The sequence below is a fragment of the Aquimarina sp. TRL1 genome (assembly GCF_013365535.1).
GTDB lineage: Bacteria > Bacteroidota > Bacteroidia > Flavobacteriales > Flavobacteriaceae > Aquimarina > Aquimarina hainanensis.
The window spans coordinates 374,201-386,575 of sequence record NZ_CP053590.1 but is presented as its reverse complement, the minus strand read 5'-3'; the positions used below and the strand labels follow the sequence as shown (position 1 = coordinate 386,575).

The window sequence follows — 12,375 nt, the reverse complement described above, 5'->3', positions numbered from 1 at the left end:
AAAAATCACAACCTAAGTATACATCGTATAGTAGTCGATATCAACTATACAATTTAGATAATTAAAAACAAAACTATGGAATTTGGAATTATGTTCTTCGCCAGTAGCGAAGATTCCTTATCAAACAATATATATGATTTGGTAAAAAAATGTACCATTTATGGGGATCAAAATGGTTTTTCATCGGTATGGGTACCCGAAAGACATTTTACAGAATTCGGAGGAGCTTATAATAATCCGGCTGTACTTCAGGCAGCATTGTCTAGTATTACGAACAGGATAAGGCTCAATAGTGGTAGTGTGGTGATGGCACTTCACGATCCCATACGAGTAGCAGAGGAATGGGCAATGGTAGATAATCTTTCTAATGGAAGGGCAGGAATAGCAATTGCTTCTGGTTGGAACCCTAGTGATTTTGCTTTTTTTCCTTCCAATTATAAAAACAAACATGAGGTAATGCATAGAAACTTATCAGTGGTTAGGAAGCTGTGGAAGGGAGAAACCATTGATAGGTTGAGTGGTGACGGGAAGATGACTCCCATTCGCATTTATCCTTCATTAGTTCAAGAAGAAATCCCATTACATCTTACTGTAAGTGGAAACCCAGATGGATTTAGGAAAGGAGGAGAACTGGGGATTAATATTCTGACATCTGTATTAGATCAAACAGTGGAAGAGCTGGCAGAAAAAATTAAAATATACAGACAAGCAAGGCTTGAGCATGGTTTTGATCCAAAAGCAGGAAAAGTATCTTTAATGCTTCATACGTATATAGGAACAGATGATGAAAAAGCAAAAGAAGAAGCCAGAGATCCGTATTGTAGCTTTTTGAAACGAAATAGAAAACTCTTTGAAGGCTTGGCACATAATAGAGATCGAAGTTTTTCTCTAAGTAACTTAGAAGAGGATGAATTAGATGATTTTGTAGATTTTTTATACGATCGGTTTACAAATACGAAAGGCATGATAGGGGATAAAGAATCATGTCATGCATTAGTAAAAGAAGTTATGGAGGCAGGAGTAGACGAAATCGTTTGCCTATTGGATTTTGGTCCCCCAGCTGATAAAATTCTAGAGAATCTTCAAAATATAAAAGAATTAAAAGAGGCATATCAATTAGTTGAGGCCTGAAAATAGGGAGTTTCTTATCTCTTTTTTTATGAAGTAAACTACCATTAGTGCAAGTCCTAAGCATTTACAATCTCAATTACCAAATAAATAACCAGCATATATTAAAAGACGACTGTTTCTGGCAAAAATAGAAAGCCATTACAGCTTTGTTTATATCAATAATGTATTAAAACAAGTTCACACAATGAAAACAATAGCAAAAAAAACACCCATTATAGCGTATGAAGATATGCATCGCCTAAAAGAAGAGTTTCAGAAAAATAAGTACGTTAAACTCCCGGGCTTTTTTACCAAAGACAAGTTTCAGACACTATTTAATGAAGCCATACATTTATTAGATACATACTCCAAAAGAAAAGACTTTTTAATGGAGGATACGGAATTTACTCCAAGAAAAATTAGTACAGTATCAGGAAATGTTATATTCAATGAATCCTCAATGATTACAGAACTATATCAGGAAGAAGAATTGATTGCTTTTCTCGAAGAAATTTCTGGAGATAAGTTATTCCCAACACCTGATATTGCGGATAGACATGCAATACATCGACTCCATAAAAAAAATGATATTCATGGAGGACATGTTGACACATATCCGTTTGTATTAATTACCTGTTTGGAATCTCCCGGAAAAGATGGAGGAGGGGAATTAGAATATGTTCCCAATTCATTGGATATAAAAGACCTGGGAACTGATAAAGCTGTTCGAGGGTATCTGGATCAAGGCGAAAGCTATTTTATGAGAGCAAGTGATTCCGTACATAGAGTATTACCACTAAAAAAAGAAGTCAACAGGACGGTGGTGGTTTTTACCTATGCAGATGAGGTATCCAAAGATATTATAGAGTCGTATTCATCAAATTTGTTATACGATTAAAAAAGAAAAAAAATCAGTTTAGGTATAAATAGAATATCTTTAGAGAAAGAAAATTAATGTATAAAGATTCATGAAGATTATAGCATTGCCATTTGCAGGAGGAAATAAGTATAGTTTTAGAAAACTAGAAAAACATGTTCCCCCTTCTATACAGTGGATAACATTAGAGTTACCAGGAAGAGGGAGTCGATTTAAAGAGTCACGTCTGGAAGATATTTCTCTGATGATAGAAGATTTGCTTAGGCAGATAAAACCTCATATAGAGGAAAGCCCTTATATGATATATGGTCATAGTATGGGGACATTGTTGGGATATGAATTAACAAAAGCATTAATGCAGTTATCATATAAGCTTCCGGAATGTTTATTTTTTACCGGGAGGGGAGCTCCGAATAAAGTCACCTTTACCAAGAAATCAACACTTCCCAAAGATGTTTTTTGGAAAGAAGTAGAAGAGATGGGTGGGTTACCCAAAGAGTTACTGGAGTATGAAGATCTTTTGGATTTGAATTATCCGATTCTCAAAGGAGATTTCAAAGCTATTGAAGACTACGTATTTACTCCAATGACTTCATTATTTCCAATGCCGTTATATGTCTGTATGGGAGAAGAAGAAATAGGAGAAGGTCCCGGAAAAACTTCGATTGATTGTATCAAAGCATGGAATGAAAAAACAGATGCTCCTCAAAAAATACAGTGGATGCATGGAGATCATTTTTTTATTCTGAAAAATCCCAAAGAAATTGTAGATAGAATTGTCAATGCATTTCATGAAGCAACTGGTGTCATAGCTAATTTTTAAGCATAAAATTACTTCGTACAGTCGGTATAACTTTTTCTGAATAGAGAAAACGTATTGAATAATGATTCCATTATTCAATACGTTTTTTTTATGAAGATAATTGTAATGAGATACGGGAAAAATTGAAATATTATCAGTGAAAACAGTATAATTTATTTAACATTTTTAAGTTTTTTTTAACATTAAATAAAAGAGGGTGTTTCTTCTTTTTGTCTGTAAATCTGTGTTTTATGTGTAAATTAATAATGTTATACAAACCAAATTATCTAATTATTTAATATTTCACACAATGAAAAAAGCAGTTTTATTTTTAATGATGGGAGTATGCGTATTATTGTTATCATGTGATACGGATATTGCAACTTCCGAGAATCAAGTAATAGAAGGGGATCAGGATCAAAAAAAGAACGATAGATCATGGTATTCGGGAAAAGAATATTTTCTGGTAGCCAATAGAGGTTCTGCTACTGTGAGTGTTTTTAATGCAAAAAATACAGAATTTATCAAAGACATCACACTTCCTGATCCAGGAGCACAACCCACTTATTTAGCACATAGTAGAAGAAAAAGTAGAATATATGTGGGAGATTTCATTAATAAGAAAGTCGTGTATTATGATAGTGCTACTTTTGAGTTAGAGGGAGAAATTGATATAGAAGAAGGTGCTTTTCATATGTGGTTGAATGACCGTGTAGGACAGTTGTGGGTTAATAATATCGTATCAAGAACAACTTCTGTCATTGACTTGAATACCAATACAGTTATAGAAACATTGTCTTTGCCGGTGAATGAAATTCCGGAATTGACAGAAAATGCAGTACAGCATGATGTGACCATTTCACCTAGTGGAGTTGCGGCATATGTAACGATATTAGATGGAGCTGATAAAAGCTATGTAGTGATGTATAGTACGCGAACAATGAAATATCTAAAACATGAAGAAGTAGGGGGAGATGCCCATTTATTACCAGTTGGCTATAAATTATATGTGCCGGCTCAAAATGAAAATAAATTGACAGTATTTAGCCGTTTTAACCTGAGTAAACTGGGAGAAGTTCCGTTTGAGTCTACACATGGAGTAGCCAATAGCAGGCGATTTATCTTTACCACAGGAATTGGTGTAAATAAAATAGGAGTTTTAGATCGATATACGAATAAAGTAGTTTCTGAGATAACAACAACATATGATATACCTCACAATCTGGCAGTCAATAGGAGAGGAACCATTTTATTTTTGTCTCATTCAGGAGGGACAGCAACCAAAGTCGTTTTTTATCGCATAAAAAGAAATGGACAATTAGAAGAAATTTCAGCACATGATTCGGGAACAAATCCGTTTGGAGTTCTAAGCTATTAAGAAAGAAGGAAACTTATAAAAGCCGCTTATTCAAGTGGCTTTTTTTTATTTTTTAATATGTGTATTTGTTCCAAGGTACTGTGTAAGCGATCTTTCCGGCTGGTATCTCCTTCAATTTTTAGAACAGGACAGCTGAGTTTTTGTATCCATTGATGATGAATGCTGATACTCCTTCCTTCAAAATTAGGATCATCATATTGAGCTGCCCAATTTAGAAAATCAGAAGAGTTTTTCCGGATTGCTATATCAGTATTCAGGGAAGTTCCATAACGCAATTCTTCTCTTTTTCGCAAGCGTTCTAATCGAATGCCTGGAGGAATGTATAAAAATACAGCAAGCTCAAAAGCATGTTCCCATTCAGGCCCCCAGCTTACTAATGACCCACTAAGAACGACAGATGGATGTAAGGAATAATCTTTCCATAAGGCAAGATTACGCTCTTTAAGAGGTATTTTTAGCTGAAAAGGAGGAACTGTTTTTTTCCAGTAATAGTCATCAACATCTAAATGAGGGCAGGAAAGCACTTTTGCTAATTCTCTACCCAATGTGGTAGTACCAGAACCGGAAGCGCCAAAAATTATAATTTTCATGTTTTAGTAGCTTCAAAATCAATAAAGTGTAAAAATAAATTATTGTATGATAATTCTCCTTTTTTTTATTGTTGATAATGAAGTAAAAAAAAACACCTTTTTTGAGAAAAAATACATTAAAAGCCCCTTTAGATTCATAAAAATCAAATTAACAATTCGATAACATTTTTAGAAAAAAGTTATTGTAATTTTAAGATAACCAAATAATCAATCAGTATTAATAATAGGTACTTCAGTATAACCGCTGATTGTTTATAAACCAATTAAATTACTTTTTAAACCTAAACTAAACTTAATTATGAAAGAATCTCAATATATAGAATACTGATTTCTTTTTAATAAGGAGGGTTGTTTTTTCTTTATATAATATTATATGTAACCTCGATACTCTCCTTTTTAATACAACTATTACACCTAAAAAGTTTATAAAACAATTCGTTTCATAGCTCAGATATATTCTGTTGTTCTATTCGGTATACACGTAATTGTTTTTTATAAAAGTTCTCAATAAATAGATTAGAGAACAGAGCTTCTTTTGCTTTTTTAAAAAAAGAGAAGCAGGTTCAGTGTACATCATTTTATATGTATCGGATCATTGTACCTACTTCTGATTAAAATTCTTATGAACCTTTTTAACGCTGCCAGCATTATGAATTCACACAAGATTATAGCTATTACTCCTTTTGAGTACCCATGTTCAGATTTTCTTATAGCACTATTAGAAACAACTGCATTTCCCATTCTACATTTAGGATATAATAAAAAAATAGCAGAAGAAGCGATTTCATCAATTATTCGTAAGACCACTAAGCCTTTTGGAGTTTGTATGACTAAAAACGGAGTGATAGATCTATCACTTCCAGAACAGGTAACATTGGTTATCTCTGATACAATGACAGCTATTGATAATTATGAAAATAAAAAAGTCTTTATTCAGGCGAATAGTGCACAAGAAGGGATAGAAATAGCAAAAAAGAAGGCTGTTGATGGGCTTATTATCAAAGGGAACGAGTCTGGTGGTTTTGTAGGAGATACCTCCGCTTTTATCATGTTTCAGCAGTTAATAAATACAATAGAAAAACCCATATGGATTCAGGGAGGAATAGGAATGCATACAGCGCCTGCATTTATTTTATCTGGAGCAAGGGGAGTAGTTCTAGACAGTCAGTTAGCTCTTTTTTCTAAAGGAAGATTATCGGATGAAACTAAAAAAATACTAGAAAAGCCGGATGGTATTACTACCAAAATTATAGAAGGGAATAGAGTATTGGTTCGTCCGGATTCACCAGCTATTTCTTCCGGAAGTATAAGATCGTATCTGGGGGCACTCAATCACAAGGAAGGTTATATTTCTTTGGGGCAGGATGCTTCTTTTGCAAAAGGGTTCAAAGAGCGTTTCAGAAGTCTTAAAAAAATGATTTTTGGATTAGAAGAAGCCATTCATGCACATATTAAACAAGTAAAATCAGAATCGGTTTTGAAAGAAGGAAATCCTTTGGCAAAAGATTTGGCTATTCGATTTCCGATTGCTCAGGGACCAATGACCCGGGTTAGTGATACCCCGGAGTTTGCTAATTCGGTAGCAACAGCAGGAGGGATCCCTTTTATCGCTTTATCTCTGGTCAAAGGAGAAAAAGCCAAGACAATGATCTCAGAAACTAAAGAATTATTAGGAAATAAAACATGGGGGGTCGGAATTCTGGGATTTGCTCCGGCAGAAGTAAGAGAAGAACAATTAAGTTATATAAAAGAAGCAAAACCTCCGGTAGTATTAATTGCAGGAGGAAGACCTTCGCAAGCAAAGCCCCTGGAAGCTATTGGAATCAAAACATTCTTACATGTTCCTTCTACCAGTTTATTAGATATGTATCTCAAAGAAGGAGCCAGAGGGTTTGTTTTTGAAGGTAGAGAATGTGGAGGGCATGTCGGACCACTATCGAGTCTGGTATTATGGGAGCGACAAGTAGAGCGATTATTACAAGAAGATAACCTGGAAGATATCCGTATTCTTTTTGCAGGAGGAATTCACGATGCAAGATCCGCAGCTATGGTAAGTACAATAGCAGCTCCATTAGCATTTAAAGGGGCTAAAATAGGGGTCTTGATGGGAACCTCATATCTCTTTACCCAAGAAGCCGTAGAAAGTGGTGCCATATTACCTCAATTTCAGCATCAGGCAATAGAAAAAAGTGAAACAACTTTACTGGAAACAGCTCCAGGGCATGAGACCCGTTGTCTAAAAACCCCTTATGTTGACTTTTTTACACACGAAAAAAGAAATTATATCTCCAAAGGCACCGATAAAAAAGAAATATGGGCAGAATTAGAACAATTAAATGTCGGTCGATTGCGAATAGCTTCCAAAGGAATAGAAAGAAAAGGAAGCATACTGGAAAAAGTCTCTGATGCGGAGCAGCTACAGACAGGAATGTATATGATTGGTGATGTGGCAGCTTTGAGAGATAAAGTTACTACCATGGATCAGTTACACAAAGAGATTACTGAAGGTAGTATCGAGATGATACATAAGGCAAGCGTACCTGCGTACCCCCAGCGACATAAGAAATCTCTTGATGTAGCAATTGTAGGAATGTCATGTATATTTCCCGGAGCTAAAAATCTGGACGAATACTGGACAAATATTGTTACAGGGAAAAACTGTGTAACAGAAGTTCCTGATGATCGATGGAATAAAGATATTTATTATAATAATGATTCGGTAGCATGCGATAAGTCGGATTCAAAATGGGGAGGATTTATTCCGGAAATAGATTTTGATCCTATGGAGTTTGGGATTCCTCCACAATCATTAGCCTCTATTGATGCTTCACAATTGTTGAGCCTGCTGGTTGCTAAGCGTGCATTAGAAGATGCAGGGTATTCGGATCATACTACAGAACGGGAAAATGTATCTGTAATTTTTGGAGCGGAAGGAGGAAATGATCTGGCGACAAGTTATGGATTCAGAGCATTTTACCCACAAGTATTTGGGACACTTCCTCCTGAGTTAGACGAAGCATTACCAAAGTTTACCGAGGATTCTTTTCCCGGGATTTTAGCCAATGTTATTTCGGGGAGAATTACGAATCGGTTAGACCTCGGAGGAAGAAACTATACTGTAGATGCAGCTTGTGCATCGTCTTTGGCAGCCTTAGAATTAGCCTGTCAGGAGTTGGTTTTAGAAAAATCAGATATGGTACTGGCAGGGGGAACAGACCTACATAATGGGATCAATGACTATTTAATGTTTTCCAACACCCATGCATTGTCAAAAAAAGGAAGGTGCAAAACCTTTGACAAAGAAGCAGATGGGATCGCATTGGGAGAAGGCGTAGCAGTAGTCGTACTAAAAAGATTGGAAGATGCAGAGAGAGATAACGATCGTATATACGCTGTTATCAAAGGAGTGGGAGGAGCAAGTGACGGAAAAAGTTTGGGACTTACTGCTCCCAGAAAAACAGGGCAGCTCAGAGCTCTGGAGAGAGCCTACGAACAAGCAGGGGTTTCCCCTGGAGAAATCACTCTGATAGAAGCACATGGAACAGGAACTGTAGTAGGTGATAAAACAGAAATCAGTGCATTAGATACCTTGATGGTACAGGCAGGTGCTTTAAAAAATCAAGTGCAGTTAGGGTCGGTTAAGACGCAAATAGGGCATACTAAATGTGCAGCGGGGTTAGCAGGTCTTATTAAAACTGCTTTGGCATTATATCACGGAATAAAACCTCCGACAATTCAGTTAGAAAATCCGAATCCGTTTTATAATAAAACCACCAGCCCTTTTTCATTTAATATTACAGCCGGATTATGGAATGACGAAAAGAAATATGCGGGAGTAAGTGCATTTGGATTTGGAGGAACTAATTTTCATACGGTTTTAGAAGCTTCCAGAAAAGAAATATCTCCAAAGTCAGTATTGGAAGTTTGGCCATCAGAATTATTAGTATTCAGAGGAACAACCTATGAAGAAGCGATGATAGTTCTTAAGAAAACAGTAGCTATACTTTCGGTAAATGAAACACTGAAACTAAGAGATATCGCTTATAGTCTCTTTCGATATAATGAAGCTCCGATTCAGGTTACTGTAGTAGCGAGTACGCCCTTGGATGCTTTGCAAAAATTGGAAAAAACCTTGGTGTCAGAAAAAGTATCCGGAGTATATAGAACCCATCCTCAAAAAGGAAAAGTAGCCTTTATGTTTCCAGGTCAGGGAAGCCAGCGAGTGAATATGGCCAAAGCTCTTTTTGTGTCCTTACCATCTATGCGAAAAATAATAGAACAGTACCAAGAGCTGGAGCAGCTGGTATTTCCAGCTACTGTTTTTGATGCAGACTCTAAAAAGGCACAAAAAGAAGCGATCAAAAGTACGGAGGTAGCGCAACCTCTTTTAGGAATTGTAGATATGGCTATAGCCTCGTTTTTAAAGCAATTAGGAATTGTACCGGATATGGTGGCAGGTCATAGTTATGGAGAATTGCCAGCCCTGTGTTTTGCCGGAGCTATCAAACAAGAAACATTAGTTCCGTTAAGTATTCATAGAGCACAGGCAATTTTAGACGCTATAGAAGAAGATCCCGGAACCATGTTGTCTGTATCTATAGCAAAAGAAAGACTGGAAGAAATAATAGCTGCAGAAGAAGGAGTAACCTTGGCAAATAATAATGCTCCGACACAACAAATTGTAGCAGGTACGACAGCGGCGATAACAAAACTGGAAAAGAAATTAAAAGATCATAAAATAGCTTGCAGGAGAATAGAAGTCGCTTGCGCATTTCATAGTCCTCTTATTAAAAAAGCAAAAGAAAATTATCTGCGGTATTTAAAAACCATCGATATAGAAGTACCAAAATATCAGGTTTGGTCCAATACAACAGCAACACATTATCCTACAAGTAAAGAAGCTATAAAAGAAAGGTTGGCGGATCATCTGATACAACCTGTAAAATTTCAGGAAGAAGTGCAGCAAATGTATGATGACAATGCGAGAATATTTATAGAAGTAGGACCGGGGAATGTATTGACCTCATTAGTAAAAAGCTGTCTGGGTAATGAAGTAATTGCAATTGATACAGAACATCGAAATCAGGAAGGAATTCCATATCTGTTGCATGCAATCGCCCAATATATAGCCACCGGAAAAACGATTCTCTATGAAAAACTATTCGAAGGAAGAAAAAAGGCACTGATAGATCTAGATCAACCAGAACATTATAAGAAACCAAAAACAACCTGGTTGGTGAATGGACATTATACAAGACCTCTCTATGGAGAGATGCCTAAGCATGGAGCATTCCCAATAACATCCGCAATTCAGTTACATAACGCCAAACAAACAACAATGTATACTCCTGATATCACACAAAGAGAAGCTCTGATTCACGAATATCTATCCAATGTAAAATCCATGGTAGATGCTCAGCGAGATGTTATTCTTGGATACTTGGGGCAGCCTGTTCCCGAACACTATGAAGGTTCGAAAGAAGTAATACATACAATTGAAGCTCTCAAAAAAACACCACAAAATGGGCAAGTTCATAGCAATGAAACTCCTGTTAAAGAAGTGCAAAGAGAAATAGATGTCAAGGCTGTTCTACTGAGTATTGTAGCTGATAAAACAGGGTACCCGGAAGAGATGTTAGGAATGGAAATGGATCTGGAAGCAGATTTGAGTATTGATTCTATAAAAAGAATGGAGATCATTGGGGCATTAAAAGAAACATTAGGAGGGTTAAAGGTAGCAGGTAAAACAGAAGAAGAATTGATAGAAGAACTGGCAGCAATCAAAACGCTAAAAGGATTGATCAATTGGTTACAGGAACACAATCAGAAAAGTAAAGAAACTACGGATATTACTGTAGCCGCAACTGAAATGCCTAAAAAGAAAAATGTACAAGAAATATTAATAGCGGTCGTATCAGATAAAACAGGATATCCGGAAGAGATGTTGGGAATGGAAATGGATCTGGAAGCAGACTTGAGTATTGATTCTATAAAAAGAATGGAAATTATAGGAGAGTTGAGAACGGCTTTGGGAGGTTTTGAAGTAAAGGGTAAAACAGAAGAAGAATTGATAGAAGAGTTAACAGCGATTAAAACCATACAGGGATTGATCACCTGGATCTCCAATAATGATACTTCAGATACTTCAACTGATCACATAATGGAAGAACAGTCTTCAGTTACAAAAGAAAATATACTGACACGCCAAAAAATCACTTTGACCAGGCAAGCGGGGGCTCCAAAAGAAAAAAGAATATTAGAGGGGAAGAAAATTGCTATAACGGACGAAGGGAGTAGCCTGGTTCAAACCATAAAAAAACAACTGGAAGATAAAGGAATGTTAGTAACCATTGTGTCAGAAAATGAAGAACTGCATACATATGATGGTTTGATATTACTAGACATATTAACATCTCCCAAAAGACCTAAAATCACCGATTTTGTATCACAGGTACAGCAGTTAGATGCTAAAAAAGCAATATGGGTATATGCGGTATCTGATCTAAAAAGTTATTTGGAGACATCAAAAGATCTAAAAATGCTAAGAAACTTTCAGGGATATGCCGGTTTCTTAAAAAGTTTGGATAAGGAGTGGGAACAAGTACAATGCAAAACCATAAATCTGGAGACCCAATTATCCGAAGAACGCATTGCAGAAATACTAATAGATGAGTTAGTACTAGTGGATGATCATGCAGAAGTTTTTTATGATGATACAGAGCGGAAAACATTTGAGTTAGTCCGGGAAACATTAACGAATCAATCAACACCTGAGATGACTATTGATAAAGATGGGGTCGTTCTTGTTCTAGGAGGAGCTCAGGGAATAACAGCGGAGATGATGGTGCGCTTTTCTCAGGAATATCCGTGTAACTATGTGCTGGTAGGAAGATCTTCAGATCCTAGAAAAGAAAAAGAAGATCGTTGGACAACCACCTATTCAATAGCAGAAATCAAAAAGAAACTAATCCAGGAAGGAATATTAAAGAAACCGGCACAGATAGAAGCAAAAGCAAAGCAATTGTTCAAAAGGAATCAAGTGCTACGCACCATAAAATCCTTAGAGAAAAATGGCGCCATAGTCACCTATCATTCGATAGACCTCAGAGTAGAAAAGAGGCTGGAAGAATTAATAGATTCCCTGTATGACCAATTTGGAAGAATAGATGGGGTCATCCATGGTGCAGGACTCTTGGAAGACAAATTATTTCAAAACAAAACCATAGAATCTTTTGAAAGAGTATTCACGACGAAGGTTACTCCGCTTAGAATCATCGCAGAAAAATTGAGAGAAGATGTACAATTTGTGGTATTGTTCTCCAGTGTAGCATCCGTTTATGGAAATAAAGGACAAACTGATTATGCTGCAGCCAATAGCGTGTTGGATGAATATGCCTGGGAATTAAAAGAACGCTTACAAGGAAAAGTGATCTCAATCAATTGGGGACCCTGGAAAGGAGCAGGCATGGTATCCTCTTCCCTAGAAAAAGAATACGAACGTAGAGGAATAGGCTTGATTCCGCTGGAAGAAGGAATAGAAACTTTTATAAATGAAGTAAAATACGGAACAGATAGTCAGGTATTGATCATGGCTGAGTAAAGAATAGTTCACACAATA

6 protein-coding genes are annotated in these 12,375 nt (G+C 36.4%); 5 read left to right on the top strand and 1 reads right to left on the bottom strand.

The features are described 5' to 3' along the window. Nucleotides 1–75: 75 nt before the first annotated feature. The 4 genes from HN014_RS01555 to HN014_RS01540 all read left to right on the top strand — a co-directional run bounded on the left by HN014_RS01555 (nt 76) and on the right by HN014_RS01540 (nt 4,167). The gene (locus HN014_RS01555) at nt 76–1,131 is read left to right on the top strand and encodes a MupA/Atu3671 family FMN-dependent luciferase-like monooxygenase (protein WP_176027153.1); all 1,056 of its coding nucleotides are present in this window, start codon (nt 76–78) and stop codon (nt 1,129–1,131) included. A 184-nt stretch (nt 1,132–1,315) separates the two neighbouring features. Beyond that, nucleotides 1,316–2,008 (top strand): hypothetical protein, encoded by a 693-nt coding sequence (locus tag HN014_RS01550; protein ID WP_176027152.1) that lies wholly within the window; start codon nt 1,316–1,318, stop codon nt 2,006–2,008. Nucleotides 2,009–2,078: 70 nt separating this feature from the next. Continuing rightward, complete coding sequence (locus tag HN014_RS01545) at nt 2,079–2,810, top strand: thioesterase II family protein (protein WP_176027151.1); 732 nt, start codon at nt 2,079–2,081, stop codon at nt 2,808–2,810. A 289-nt stretch (nt 2,811–3,099) separates the two neighbouring features. Beyond that, a complete protein-coding gene (locus HN014_RS01540) occupies nt 3,100–4,167 on the top strand; it encodes a YncE family protein (protein ID WP_176027150.1) in 1,068 nt (355 codons plus the stop codon). Between the two features lie 26 nt (nt 4,168–4,193). On the opposite strand, the gene HN014_RS01535 is transcribed toward HN014_RS01540, so the two are convergent. Further along, nucleotides 4,194–4,757 carry an AAA family ATPase gene (locus tag HN014_RS01535; protein WP_176027149.1) on the bottom strand — a complete coding sequence of 188 codons (564 nt, stop codon included), beginning with the start codon at nt 4,755–4,757 and terminating at the stop codon, nt 4,194–4,196. A 649-nt stretch (nt 4,758–5,406) separates the two neighbouring features. Here HN014_RS01535 and HN014_RS01530 point away from each other — a divergent pair. Then, entirely contained in the window at nt 5,407–12,357 is a 6,951-nt protein-coding gene (locus HN014_RS01530; RefSeq protein ID WP_176027148.1) for a type I polyketide synthase, read from the top strand. Nucleotides 12,358–12,375 lie beyond the last annotated feature (18 nt).